Below are 13,008 nucleotides of genomic sequence, written 5' to 3'. Positions count from 1 at the left end.
AAGACAAGCAAGGCTGAATTGCTACTTTTTTTGTCATCCGAGGCTGTTCAAAGCCTCAGCGGATCTGAAACAGACCCTCCTGCCTGTAAACGGTTAAACGGTTAAAGGGTTCATCAGGCGCGGTGCGCAGGTGCAGCGAGGGCGGCGCGGCGGGGCGGTGACGCCAATGCCGTGCGCACCGCAAAATACGAACGCGCACGGAAAGACCCGCGTTGAATCGCGGGGCGCTTCCGTGCGCGTATCAGGAGTTCCGCCCCTCCGGCGCATTCGCTCGGCATTCGAGCGGCGTCCCGAGGAAGGCGCCGAGCGGCTTACTGCTGCTCGGCGGCCTTGCGTGCGGCTTTGGCCGCAGCCTTGGCGGCCTTGGCGGCCATCTTGGCTTTCTCTTCTTCGGAGAGGATGCGGGGGAAGACCGGGCTGGGGGCCTGCACCTTGTGGCCGTCGGCGAGCAGACCCCAGTGCAGGCTCTGCGGGGTGAGGCCGGCGGGGTCAAACTGCAGCTGGTCGAGGATGCGCTTGGAGGCGTCGGGCAGCACGCAGGCCAACAGGTAGCCGACGTGCGTGCAGTTCTCCAGCAGGTGCGCCAACACGCGCTGCAGCTCAGGCAGCTTGCTCTCATCCTTGGCGAGGGCCCAGGGCTGCTTCTGCTCGATGTAGCTGTTGCAGAGGCCGACCTGAGCGTTGAGAGCGCCGAGGGCATCGGCCGTGTTGTAGGCGTCCATGCATTCGATGAACTTGCGCTCGGTGTTGGCCAGGCCGTCGCGCAGGGCGGCGGAGAGCTCGTCGTCGTCGCTGCCGAGGCTGACGGTGCCGTCGCAGTAGCGCACGCACATGTTGAGGGAGCGGTTGACGAGGTTGCCGATGTCGTTGGCCAGCTCGGTGTTGTAGATCATCTTGAGGCGCTCGGGATCGTAGTCGCTGTCGTAGCCCGTCTTGGTGTCGCGGACGAGGTAGTAGCGCAGCGCCTCGGCGCCGAAGGTGTCGCAGAGGTCGTTCGGGTCGACGATGTTGCCGAGCGATTTGGACATTTTTTCGCCCTTGATGTTGAGCCAGCCGTGCACCAGCAGGCGGGGCATCTCATCGTCGGCAAAGCCCATGGCGTGCAGCATGCAGAGCCAGTAGATGCCGTGAGCGGGCACGAGGATGTCTTTGCCGATGACTTCGCAGACGGCGGGCCAGAGGCGCTTGAAGTCGGGCAGAGTGTCGTCGCCGTCGGCGAGGTAGCCCGCAAAGGAGATGTAGTTGATGAGCGCGTCGAACCAGACGTAGGTGACGAAGTCCGGGTCAAAGGGCAGAGGAATGCCCCAGCTGAGGCGCTCTTTGGGGCGGCTGATGCAGAGGTCGTTGCCGACGGCGCGTTCGATGGCCTGCAGCAGGTCCTGACGGCGGAACTCGGGGGTGACGACCTCGGGGTGCGCGGTCACGTAGCTCTTGAGCCAAGCGACGTGCTGACTGAGGTTGAAGTACCAGTTCTCCTCCTCCAGCTCGATGACTTCGCCCCACTCGGGGCCGAAGTTGCCGTCCTCGCCGCGCTCCTTGTCGGTGAGGAACTGCTCTTGGCGGACGGAGTAGAAGCCCTTGTAGGCCTTTTTGTAGAGGCAGCCCTTGTCTTTGAGGCTGTTGAGGATATTCTGCACGCAGCGCTCGTGGCGCGGGTCGGTCGTGGCGGCCCATCCGTCGTTGGAGAGGCCGAGGCGCTGCCAGAGGGCGAGGAATTTCTCGGTGACCATGTCCGCGTAGGCTTGGGGCGTGATGCCTGCCTGCTCCGACTTCTGCTGCACTTTCTGGCCGTGCTGATCCACGCCGGTGAGGAAGTAGACCTCCTCGCCGCACATTCGCTTCCAGCGCGCCAGGACGTCCGCAAGGACTTTCTCATAGGCGTGCCCGATGTGCGGTGCACCGTTCGTATAATCAATAGCAGTCGTGATGTAAAACATGGTGCGGCGATTGTAACACAGGGCGGCAGGCAACGCAAGGGCAATCCTGCTCTGCTTTCGCACGCCGAGGGTGTTTTCCCGCGCCGAGAGGCTCGGCGGCTCGGCCGTGCGGCCTTGCTGCCCTTCTGCGGCCTTGCGGCTCCTCTGCGGCCGCGGAGGCTCAGCCGTATCGGCTTGAGCCCATCGCGAGCCTTCGCCGCCGATCGCGGGGGCTTTGTTGAGCTCCGCCCCGCAACGTGAACGGGCGCGAACCGGAGTTCGCGCCCGAAACAACAACTCTACAACTCTTTGGATGAAAAAACTGTTCGCTTCACCACACGCCGCGCACGGACGGCGAGAGGATTCGCGGAATCGAGACGGGGCTCACCGCGCCCTTCGAAGTCAAAACGGATGAAAAAACACTGTCGGAGGCAAAGATATGATCCTCCTGCTCCGGCGAAAACCAATCCGCAGCCATGACCGAATCCTCATTCAGGAGACTGTTGGACACGCGGTTGACGGAAATGGAGGTGCAGTGCTGCACGTCGGCGTCTCGCGACGGAGCCAACCCGGCCAAGCTCTCCTCGTAAGCCGAGGACGACTTCGACGACGCCGAGGTCGGCGCAGCAGCGAAGGCCGCCGCCGGCTCCGACTCATCCGTGAAGAGGGCGAAACAGCCCATGACCAAGGCACCGAAACCGAGAGTGGAAGCCCCGCAGGCCACGCGGCGGCGGACAATGAACTGGCGGAGATGATCGAACAGGCGGAAGCGAACGGGGCAGCAAACGGCGTCGCGAACGATGCGCTCGTGGAGGTCATAGATGAAACGCTCCTCAAAATCGGCCTCCGGCGTCGGCTCAAGCCTCAGCGCGGCAAGCAAAGCCACGAGACGTGTTTCACCATCGGTCTCCCCGTTAGTTATTTTTTCCTCACTCATCCTCTCTTCCTGATTCATCTGCGTCTGACTTTTAGACACGGCAGCCTCCATTTCGTTGAATAATTCTTGGCGGAGGTATTATTTTTCACGGGCGGGCAGCAGCCTCACGGTCGTTTTTCGTCCGCAGCGGGCGTGCGGACGGCGCTCGGCGCGGGCTGTTGAAGGAGGTCTGCTGCGTTGTCCGCCACCCAGTCATCGATCAGGCTCTGAGCCTTCCGCACCTCGGCGGCGCGGGCGCTGTGGGTGTGCTCCGCCATGGCCTGAAGGGCGTCGATGTCGTACACGTGCACCCCGGGGACGCCCGCGCAGTCGGGGTTGACGTTGCGCGGCACCGAGAGGTCGATGAAGAAGAGAGGGCGTCCGTCGCGGCGCTCCTGAATACCTTCCAGAACGTCGGGGTTGACGACGTAGACGGGTGCAGCGGTGGAGACAATCACGATGTCGATCTGCGCCATGTAGGGAATCCACTCGCTGAAGCGTATGACTTTGCCGCCGACCTGATGCGCCAACTCGACCGCCCGATCGTAGGAGCGGTTGGCCACAAAGACGCTCTCGGCTCCGCGCGAGCAGAGGCTCTGCGCCGTGCTGCGAGCCACATCCCCTGCCCCGACGACGAGCACGTTGGCGCCGGAAAGCTGCCCGAGGATATCCTGAGCCATCTGCACCGCAGCGGCGCCGACGGAGGTCGGGCCCGAGGTGATCTGCGTGAGGCTTCTCACCTTCTTGCCGATGCTGAAGACGTGCTGAAAGGTGGGGTTGGCCGAGCGGTGCGTCGCACCCGCCTCCAGCGCGGTGCGGTAGGCTTGCTTGAGCTGGCCGAAGATTTCCGTCTCGCCGATGACCATCGAATCGAGTCCGGCAGCGACGCAGGCGAGGTGCGTGAGAGCCTCTTGGGCTTCGTAGCGGTAAAAACAGGCAGCGGTCTGCGCATCGGGACGCGCACCGAGGAAGTGGCGCAGCACCTCATCGACGGCAGCGCCGCACTCGGGCGTCCAGAGGTAGACTTCGGTGCGGTTGCAGGTCGAGAGCAAAACGCACTCGGCGACCGAGTCCAGCGCCATGAGTTCGGCGACGGCCTGAGGCAGGTAGGTTTTGGGCACGGAAAACTGTTCGCGCACGGCCACGGGAGCCGTGCGGTGGTTGAGGCCGAGGCAGACCAGCGTCAGGGGGGTCCGCTCGTCGGGCAACGCAGCATTCGTGACGGCCTTGTGCATGGGCGGCAAGGGGGCATCAGCCTTCGCAGAGGCGGCGTATGGCCTGCACGAGGCCGGGGATGTCGTGGCTTTCAGCCTCGGCGGCCGGGCTAAGGCCGTATTCGCGCAGGGTGCCGGTGGTCACCGGGCCGATGCTGACGATGCGGCAGCCTTCGGGGATGCCCAAGCCGAGAGCCATGTAGTTGTGCACGGTGCTGGAGCTGGTGAAGGTGATGAAGTCGGCGCCCTCGTCGCGCAAGCGAGCCTGTGCGCCCGTGGTGTCGTCGGTCTCGGGGACGGTGTTGTACGCGATGCACTCATCGACGATGGCCTGGCGCTTCATGAGTTCGTCGTAGACGACGGAGCGACCTTTCTCGCTGTGCACCCAGAGCATGGTGACGTTGGCGACCCCGCCGAACTCGTCGGCCTTGCGGTCAAACTCGGCGATGAGCTCTTCGGCCACGGCCTTTTTGGGCATGACGTCGACCATGAGCCCCACCTTCTTGAGCTCCGCCGCCGTGGCGGGGCCCACGGCGGCGATGCGCGCGCCGCCGAGCTCTCGGATGTCCTGATAGACGGCGAAGAAGGCGCGGAAGAAGCGTTTGACGCCGTTGGGGCTGGAGAAGATGAGCCAGTCGTAGTGCGGGCTGTCGACGACGGCTTGCGCGAAGTCGCGCCGATCGCTCGGATCGGTAATGCGTATGGTGGGCAGCTCAATGGCGTCGGCGCCGAGCTCGGCGAGCTGCGCGACCAAGCTGCCGGCTTGCTCGCGCGTGCGGGTGACGACGATGCGCCGCCCGGCCAGAGGCAGGCGGCTGCGCCAATCGAGCCGAGGCATCTCGCTGACGACTTCGCCGATGACGACGACGGCAGGCGAGCCGATGCCGGCCTCTTCAACGGCGTCGGCCAAGGTCGCGACCGTGGCCGAGACGCTGCGCTGCCTTCCCGTGGCCGCCCATTGAACGGCGGCGGCAGGCGTGTCGGCGTCCTGCCCCGCCTCGAGCAAAGCGTCGAGCGTGCGGCGCAGGCGGCTCATGCCCATGAGCATGACTTTGGTTCCCTTGGCCGCGGCTATGCCCTGAATGTCGAGTGTCGACTCGGTCTTGGCCGCATCTTCGTGCCCGGTAAAAACGGTAAACTGGGTGCAGTGGGCCCGATGGGTGACGGGAATGCCGGCGAGGGCGGGCCCGGCAATGGCAGAGCTGATGCCCGGCACCACTTCAAAGGGAACTCCCGCCGCATACAGGGCTGCGGCTTCCTCGCCGCCGCGACCGAAGACGTAGGGGTCTCCGCCCTTGAGCCGCACGGTACAGGCGTGGCGCGAGGCGCAGGTCACGAGCAGCTCGTTGATTTGAGACTGGGGCATGGCGTGCACGCCCGAGCGCTTGCCGACGTAGATTTTCTCGCAGTCCGGCGAGGCCCAAGCCAGAACGGACGCGGGCACGAGGGCGTCGTAAACGAGGCAGTCGGCCCGCTCGACGAGCTCCTTGCCCCGCAGCGTCATGAGTCCCGGATCTCCGGGGCCCGCACCGACGAGGCAGACCTTACCGGGTGTCTTGTTCTCAGCTTTCATGGTGGGAGGATGGGTGGGTGAAGGGGAAGCCGAATCTCCGGCTCAGAGCGCGGCGGATGAGCCCGCAATCACCGCTGCCGTCGGAGAGGCGAATGCGGTGTTGGCGGCGGAAGCGGCAGGAGCGACGGGAGCCGACGGCGTCTCGGGTGCCGCAGGCAGCACCGGAGGAGCCGCAGGAGCCGGAACAACGGCGGGAGCGGTAGGAGCAGACGGAGTCGCGGGAGCGGTAGGCGCTGCGGGAGCGGTAGGCGCTGCGGGAGCCGACGGAGCGGCGGGGGTCTTGCCGGCCTCGAGAGCGGCGCGGCGCCCCATGGCGATAAGCTCGGAGACCGTCACGAGGGTGTAACCGCGCTGTTGCAGGCCGGTGACAATGCCCTCGACGGCGGCAGCCGTTGAGCCGTGTATGTCGTGCACCAGAATGATGGAGCCCGGCCTCGCACTGTTGACGGCGCGGTTGATGACAGTCTGCACGCCGGGTTTGCGCCAGTCATTCGTGTCGACATCCCAGAGGATGGAAGGCGCACCGTAGAGGTCGTAGATGTAGTTGACAACGCTTGTGCCGCCGGCACCGTAGGGGGGACGCACAACGCGCGGAGCACGCCCCGTGGCCTGCGAAATCACGGACGCCGTGCGGTCGAGCTCGTTCTTGATTGTCTCCTGACTGCTGCGCGCCATGTTGATGTGCGACCATGTGTGCGAGCCGATTTCACAGCCCTGAGAGACGGCGCGGCTCAGGATTTCAGGGTGCTGCGCGGCGCGCTGACCAAGCACGAAGAAGGTGGCGCGGGCATTGTGGCGAGCCAGCACGTCGAGGATGTGCGGCGTGTGGGTCACGTGGGGGCCGTCGTCAAAGGTGAGCGCGACATACTTGCCGGGCACGGAGACGCGGCTGATGCGCCGCCCGGGGAAAGAGGGCACGTAGGTGTAGGGTTTGCCGGGTTTGACGGAGGGAGTCTTGGAGCCGGGAGTTCGGACGCCGGATGCATTCGGCGTCTCGCCCTGAGTCTTCGAGCTGTCCGTCTCGACCTGATCGGTTTGCTGATCCTGCCGGCTCTGAGAGACGCAGCAGCTGAGCCCCAAGACGGCGACGAAGGCGACAAGGAAAAAGGATTTATTCATAGCTGTGATGCAGATGCGGCACCCGGTGCGGGTGCGTCGCGCGCCATTGTACGCTTTTGTCGCGTCTTTGGCAAACCTTTTCGCTGTCACATGCGTCGCGCGGAGTCTCCGGCGATGCGGTGTCCGTCGGGCCGCTGTATCGCTGCTTTCCCCGAGCCTGTCAGCTCTCGCGGATGGAGCTCCGAAACAGTTTTTCTATCTTCTTGATCAGACTCAAGGCCGATCTTAGAGTACAAGAACCATGAATACCCGCATTGAACTCTGCCTCCGCGATGTTGAGTTTCTTTTCAAGCCCTTTCGCCATCGCAAGCTCTGCTTGCCCACCCGCCTCGTGCTGGAAGCCGGGAACCGGGGTCTGTGTCCGGGCGGGCTTCCGAGCGTTGAGCTGCTCCGCGCGTACACGCGCAGCATGAGCGCCGGAATCGGGCTGGTGATGACGGAGGGCTTGGCCGTCTCGCCCTGTGCGACGAATGATGCCGACGCACCGGAGTTTTACTCGGGGCCGTCGCTGCGGCGCTGGCGCAGGGTGGTGCACGCCGTGCACGCAAACGGCGGGCGCATCGCCGCGCGGCTCTACCACGCCGGAGAACTGAGGATAGGCGGCTCGCGCCGCGTTGTCGGCAAGCAGCCGGCTCTGAGTCCTTCGGGCATCCACCCCGTCACCCTCCAAGCGGTCGGCGAGCCGATGAGCCGAGCCCGCATGGCGGACATCGCGGATGCCTTCGCACTCGCCGCTTGGCGAGCCCGTGCGCTCGGTTTTGACGCCGTCGCCGTCAACGGCCCTGGGGGCGGTCTCATTGACCAGTTTCTGCACGCATCCACCAACCGCCGCAGCGACGAGTACGGGGGAAGCAGCGTCGGGCGCCTGCGCTTTGTCCGCGAACTGCTGGCGGCCGTTCGGCGTGCCGTCGGCGCGCGCACGCCCGTCATTCTGCGCCTGCCTCAGAGGCTCGCGAGTCAGGAGCTTCGTCCGGCCTCAACGCCCGGTGAGCTGGCCGACATCGTTCAGCCTCTTGCCGAGGCCGGCGTTGATATCTTTGAGTGTGCGTCGGATTCCGTCACGCAGCCTGCGTTTGCGGGCAGCGGCCGCAGCTTTGCGGGCTGGGTGCGCTATCTGACGGACCGCCCCGTGATAGCGGCCGGCGCTGCGGTTTGCTCGCAAGCCGTCTCCGAGCAAGCTCGCGAGCGCGACATTCGCGCACAACTCCGCATGTTGCTGCTGATGATGCAGGCGGGAGAGTTCGACCTCCTCGCCATCCGCTCCGCCTCCCGCGCCGACCGAGCTTGGGCGGCGAGTCTGCGCTGCGGGGAGCGATGCGGAGATTAGCCGCAGCACCCGCGGGCGGCGCCTCTTCGTTCGCAGCAGCACCGTCGCGCGTTGCGGCAGCTCCGCAGGCCGCGTGCAGCTCCGTCACTCGTAGCGGCGCAGCATATCGTGCACATCGCGCACGTCGCGGCGCGAGGCGTAGATGAGCATCGCGGCCGCAGCGAGAAAACATCCGGCGGCACCAAGAGCAGCTATGCAAAACATCTTCTTCATGTCGGCTGAAGGATACGGCGATTATACGGCGATTTTGAGGGTTCAGCGAGGGATTCGGGAAAAATCAATCCTCTTGGGCAGCTGGCGGCGAGTCCGGCCTCAGCCCTCGGGGCTCACTCCCGGGCGCGTAGACTTCGAGCTTGTCGCCGATTTGCGCCAGATACGGGAAGGTGACAATGCCCTGCTTGGTGAAGAAGGGGAAGGCCTCATCGGGATCGTCCCCCCGCGCCTCGGCAGCCAGTGCCGCCTCTCCGCCCTTGAGGAAGTAGTTGACCAGCCCCAGAGAGCGGTCGAGCTCATCCCGCTGAGCCTCGAGCTGAGCCTTGGCTCGGCGCAGCATATCGAGACGCTCGGGCAGAGAAACCGCCCCTTCCCTCGTGCTGTCAAAAAAGGTTTTGATCTCGGGCAATGTCAGCCCGGCATGCTTCAGGCAGAGCACACCGAGCAAGCAGGCCAAGCTGTCTTCGGTGTAGACGCGCCGCCCCGACGGCGTGCGCTCGACGTAGCGCAAAACGCCTTCTTTCTCGTAGAAGCGCAGCGTGTGGATGCTCAGCCCGGTCTTGCGAGCCATGGCTGAGATGCTGTAGGTCTTGCGTTGACTCATGAACGTGCGGCATGAGTAAATCACAGCAATCTCCCCGCGTCAAGTCAATTGTTAACTGAGTCGACTTCTTGCAACGCATTCTGTCATGCAGCTCCGGCGGTGCGGATGGAGGCTTGACAGCCGCCGCACCATCGCATAAGATACGTCAAGCGTCGGCGACCTTTCATGCCGCGGCACCCCCGTTTCAGCCATATGCAGCAATTAGTCGAATCCATCGGTCGATATCTTCTTGCGGTCATCGGGCCGCTCATCAAGCATCCCGAAGCAGCTCAGCTGCGCGTGGCTTCGACTCCCCGGGGAGACATGGTGCGCTTTCGTCTGATTCTCAAACACGAGGACGTGGCACGCGTCATCGGCCGCAACGGCATGACGGCCTCCGCCATACGCTCGATGGCCAAGGCCGCCGGCGAGAAACAGGGCATCAAGGTGGTCGTGCACATTCTTTCGGAAGAGGAGCTCGACTGAGTTTCCTCGGGCGAGGCTTGTCCGACCCTCCCTCGCCCCCCCTTCCCCGCCTTCGGCAGGACGGACGCCCCCGACTCCACGCCTCTCGCCGCCGAGCCTCCTCCCCGCCTCCGAGCCTCCGTCTACCGCCTCCCTCCTGCGCCTCCGGCTTTCGTCCCTCTACTCCGAGTCTCCGTCTTCCGACTTCCGGCTTTTCCCCACTCTCCGCACACCCCTTTCCTCCTCCTTTTCCCCCATGCAGGAGCTCTTCAGCGAGGCGCCTCCGCTCAAGCTTGCCCGTGTTCTGGTAGACGGGCGCGACGACATGGCTCTCGATTACGCCATTCCCCCCGGGCTTGAGTCCGTCAGCCGAGGCTTTCGCGTCGAGGTACCGCTGCGCGGCGGCAAAGCTGTCGGCACCGTGCTGGATCTCGTCGATCCCGACCCGGCGCTGAGAAACCGCCTGCGGGCGATCCTGCGGGCCATTGATGAGCAACCCATCGTCTCACCGACGCTGCTGGATCTGGCCGAATGGGCCTCTCACTACTACGCGGTGCCGGTCGAGCAAATGATTCGCTGCATGGTGCCCGAGGCCGTACGGCAGGAGAGGCACGAGGAGAAGACGCGCAAGGTGCTGCACCTGCTGCACATGCCCGATGATGAGCAGCTCAACAAAATCAACGCTCGAGCGCCGCGCCAAGCCTCCCTGCTGCGCCAACTCCAAGCCGCCGATGGGCAGCGAGCCGCCCTCAGCGACTTGGGCGGCAGTTCGGCGCTGGCTCCGGCCCGCGCTCTGGAGCGGCGCGGACTCGTCGAAATCACCGAAGAGCAGGTGAAGCGCGATCCTGCGGGCAACGAAGTCTTTGCCCCCTCGCAGCCGCTCGAGCTCAATGAGGAACAAGCTCGGGCCCTCGCCTGCATCAACGAAGCCTTCGACGCAGGCTCATCCCGCCCCCTGCTGCTGCAGGGCGTGACGGGGTCCGGCAAAACCGAGGTCTACCTGCAAGCGGCGGCGCGCGCCATGGCGGCCGGCAAAGGCGTGCTGATTCTCGTGCCGGAGATTTCGCTCACGCCGCAGACCATGGCTCGCTTCAAAAGCCGCTTTGCCGAAAGCCCCGGCGCCGTAGCCATTCTGCACAGCGCCATGAGCGACGGCGAGCGCTTCGACGAGTGGCATGCCATCCGCCGGGGGCAGGCGCGCATCGCCATCGGGCCGCGCTCCGCCGTCTTCGCACCCGTTCAGCAGCTCGGTCTCATCATCGTCGACGAAGAGCACGACGCCTCCTATAAACAGGAAAACAGCCCGCGCTACCAAGGACGCGACCTCGCCGTTTTGCGCGCACGCATGGAAGGCGCCACCATCGTGCTGGGCTCGGCAACCCCCTCGCTCGAATCGCTGCACAACGCCCAAACGGGCAAGTACCGCATGCTGCGCCTCGACCACCGAGCCGACGGCCAGCGCCTGCCGCTCACCCGCGTGCTGGACATGCGCACGGAACCCAAGGACAAGCGCTATCAGGGCATTCTCAGCGAGCGCCTGCGCATGGCCATCGACGAGCGCCTCGCGCGCGGCGAACAAACCATCCTCTTTCTCAACCGCCGCGGCTTTGCGCGCTCCTTGCAGTGCCCCGACTGCGGGCACATCGTCACCTGCGAGCACTGCTCCCTGCCCCTGACCTACCACGTGACGGAGAACCGCCTCATCTGCCACATCTGCGGCTTCCGCGCCGTCGTGCCGCACGCCTGCCCCGAATGCGGCTCGCGCGGCATCCTGCTCGAGGGCTGCGGCACGCAGAAAGTCGAGGCCATCCTGCGGCGCTGCTACCCGCAGGCGCGCCTGCAGCGCATCGACGCAGACGTCGCCGCCCGCAAAAACGCGCTGCGAGACATTCTGGCCGATTTCCGCGCGCACCGCATCGACATTCTGCTCGGCACGCAGATGATTTCCAAAGGGCTCGACTTTCCGGGCGTCACGCTGGTAGGCGTGCTCAACGCCGACATCGGCCTGAGCATCCCCGATCCCCGCGCCGGCGAGCGCAGCTTTCAACTCCTCACGCAAGTCGCCGGCCGCGCCGGGCGCGGCGAGCTCGACGGCGAGGTCATCATCCAAACCTTCACGCCGCAGGCTCCGGCCATTCAATTTGCCAGACGGCACGACACCGACGGCTTTGCCGAGGCCGAACTGGAACTGCGCCGCCGCTTCAACTACCCGCCCTTCTCGCACATGGCGGTGCTGACGGTGCGCTCGGTGCAGGAAGAACTGGCTCGCTTCGGCATCGAATCGCTGCATCGGCGTCTGGAACAGGCCCTGCCGCCCACGGTACAGCTCAGCCCGCCCATTCCCTCGCCCATCGCCAAGAGCTACGGGCAGTACCGCTACCAGTGCACACTCTGCGCGCCGGGCGCGCGCGTCATCGCCGAAATCGGCTCGCGCGAGATCCAAGCCATGGGCTTCGGCGAGGACATCATCGCCACGCTGGATATCGACGCCTACACCTTCAGCTGAGGGTTCGCCGGCGATTAGCTGACGGAGCTGCACAGCCCTCGCTGCCGCGCGCCCCTCAGCTGCCTTCAGCGTGTCTTTTCCGCCCAAACGGGGAGATAAAATACGACTTGCCAAAAGGGTATTTTTCAGGTACAATAGTCACGCATTCACGCACCTCATTCCTATGTCCGGCAACCTCACCTACAAGCAATCCGGCGTCGATACCATCGAGGCCCAGTCCTTTGTTCATGACATCAGCGCCCATGTGAAGCGCACCCAGAAGAACCGCCGGCTCTGCAATGCCTTCGGTCTCTTCGCTGCCGCCTACGACCTTTCCTCTTACAAGGAGCCCGTGATTGTCACCGGCACCGACGGCGTCGGCACCAAGACGGAGATTCTCTTTGAGCTCGACATGCTTGAAACGGCCGGCAAGGACTTGGTGGCCATGAATGTCAATGACATCCTGACCACGGGCGGCGATCCCCTCGTCTTTCTCGACTACCTCGGCATCTCGAATCTCGAGGCGGAGAGGCCCCGCATCACGCGCCTCGTGGCCGGTATGTGCGACTACCTCGAGAGCTGCAACTGCATTCTTGCCGGCGGTGAAACGGCGGAAATGCCGGGTGTCGTGCCCGAGAATCTCGTTGAGATGGCCGGTTTCAGCATCGGCTGTGTGGAGAAGAGCCAGATGATCGATCCGTCGAAGGTTGAGGTGGGTGACGTTCTCATCGGCTATCCCAGCGACGGCTTCCACGCCAACGGCTGGAGCCTCGTGCGCCGCATTCTCAAGCAGAATCCCGACCTGCTGACCGAAGAGGAGCTGCGCGGCATCCTCGCCCCGACGCGACTCTACCACGACGTTGTCTACGATATGCGCAAGCTCGGCATCACGCCCAAGGCCTACGCCCACATCACGGGCGGCGGTCTGCCGGAGAATCTCGAGCGCTTCCTCGGCGAGAAGGGTGCCGACCTCGAGGTGCCGTACTGGGACAACCCCGCCATCCAGAAGGTGCTCGACTTCGTCGACGCCGAGGATCGCTTCCACACCTTCAACATGGGCATCGGCTGGGTGGCCATCGTGAAGCCCGATGAGGTACAGCAGGCGATGACGGCCGGCCCCGGCGGCACGGTGATCGGCACGATGCGCGAAGGCCGCGGCATTCACGTGAAGGTGCGCGGCGAGCATTGACAAGGGCA

At 64.8% G+C, this 13,008-nt stretch carries 11 protein-coding genes; 4 read left to right on the top strand and 7 right to left on the bottom strand.

The genetic code is table 11. The features are described from left to right. Nucleotides 1–311: 311 nt before the first annotated feature. The 5 genes from AC6UAL_RS06440 to AC6UAL_RS06420 all read right to left on the bottom strand — a co-directional run bounded on the left by AC6UAL_RS06440 (nt 312) and on the right by AC6UAL_RS06420 (nt 6,738). Nucleotides 312–1,937, bottom strand: coding sequence for a class I tRNA ligase family protein (locus AC6UAL_RS06440; RefSeq protein ID WP_500682552.1), 1,626 nt, complete (start codon nt 1,935–1,937; stop codon nt 312–314). A gap of 310 nt (nt 1,938–2,247) precedes the next feature. Continuing rightward, nucleotides 2,248–2,892, bottom strand: coding sequence for a hypothetical protein (locus AC6UAL_RS06435; protein ID WP_500682551.1), 645 nt, complete (start codon nt 2,890–2,892; stop codon nt 2,248–2,250). A gap of 65 nt (nt 2,893–2,957) precedes the next feature. Then, nucleotides 2,958–4,067, bottom strand: coding sequence for a glutamyl-tRNA reductase (hemA, locus tag AC6UAL_RS06430; RefSeq protein WP_500682550.1), 1,110 nt, complete (start codon nt 4,065–4,067; stop codon nt 2,958–2,960). 16 nt (nt 4,068–4,083) lie between these two features. Continuing rightward, nucleotides 4,084–5,619, bottom strand: a complete 1,536-nt coding sequence (gene cobA / locus AC6UAL_RS06425) for a uroporphyrinogen-III C-methyltransferase (protein WP_500682549.1) — start codon at nt 5,617–5,619, stop codon at nt 4,084–4,086. 42 nt (nt 5,620–5,661) lie between these two features. Next, complete coding sequence (locus tag AC6UAL_RS06420) at nt 5,662–6,738, bottom strand: polysaccharide deacetylase family protein (RefSeq protein ID WP_500682548.1); 1,077 nt, start codon at nt 6,736–6,738, stop codon at nt 5,662–5,664. 241 nt (nt 6,739–6,979) lie between these two features. Here AC6UAL_RS06420 and AC6UAL_RS06415 point away from each other — a divergent pair, with 241 nt between their 5' ends. Beyond that, the gene (locus AC6UAL_RS06415) at nt 6,980–8,065 is read left to right on the top strand and encodes an oxidoreductase (protein ID WP_500682547.1); all 1,086 of its coding nucleotides are present in this window, start codon (nt 6,980–6,982) and stop codon (nt 8,063–8,065) included. Nucleotides 8,066–8,149: 84 nt separating this feature from the next. Here AC6UAL_RS06415 and AC6UAL_RS06410 read toward each other — a convergent pair whose 3' ends face one another. Both AC6UAL_RS06410 and AC6UAL_RS06405 read right to left on the bottom strand, forming a co-directional pair. After that, entirely contained in the window at nt 8,150–8,278 is a 129-nt protein-coding gene (locus AC6UAL_RS06410) for a hypothetical protein (RefSeq protein ID WP_500682546.1), read from the bottom strand. Between the two features lie 64 nt (nt 8,279–8,342). Next, the gene (locus AC6UAL_RS06405) at nt 8,343–8,882 is read right to left on the bottom strand and encodes a MerR family transcriptional regulator (protein ID WP_500682545.1); all 540 of its coding nucleotides are present in this window, start codon (nt 8,880–8,882) and stop codon (nt 8,343–8,345) included. Nucleotides 8,883–9,074: 192 nt separating this feature from the next. Here AC6UAL_RS06405 and AC6UAL_RS06400 point away from each other — a divergent pair, with 192 nt between their 5' ends. From AC6UAL_RS06400 to purM, 3 genes are all read left to right on the top strand, one after another. Further along, complete coding sequence (locus tag AC6UAL_RS06400) at nt 9,075–9,347, top strand: KH domain-containing protein (protein WP_500682544.1); 273 nt, start codon at nt 9,075–9,077, stop codon at nt 9,345–9,347. Between the two features lie 235 nt (nt 9,348–9,582). Then, a complete protein-coding gene (gene priA / locus AC6UAL_RS06395; protein ID WP_500682543.1) occupies nt 9,583–11,832 on the top strand; it encodes a replication restart helicase PriA in 2,250 nt (749 codons plus the stop codon). A 163-nt stretch (nt 11,833–11,995) separates the two neighbouring features. Continuing rightward, complete coding sequence (gene purM, locus AC6UAL_RS06390) at nt 11,996–13,000, top strand: phosphoribosylformylglycinamidine cyclo-ligase (protein ID WP_500682542.1); 1,005 nt, start codon at nt 11,996–11,998, stop codon at nt 12,998–13,000. Nucleotides 13,001–13,008 lie beyond the last annotated feature (8 nt).

It is taken from the genome of Candidatus Parakkermansia intestinigallinarum, assembly GCF_944389695.1.
GTDB classification, from domain to species: Bacteria; Verrucomicrobiota; Verrucomicrobiia; order Verrucomicrobiales; family Akkermansiaceae; genus Akkermansia; species Akkermansia intestinigallinarum.
Note: the sequence above shows the minus strand (reverse complement) of the source record. Positions and strands in the feature narration are given on the sequence as shown.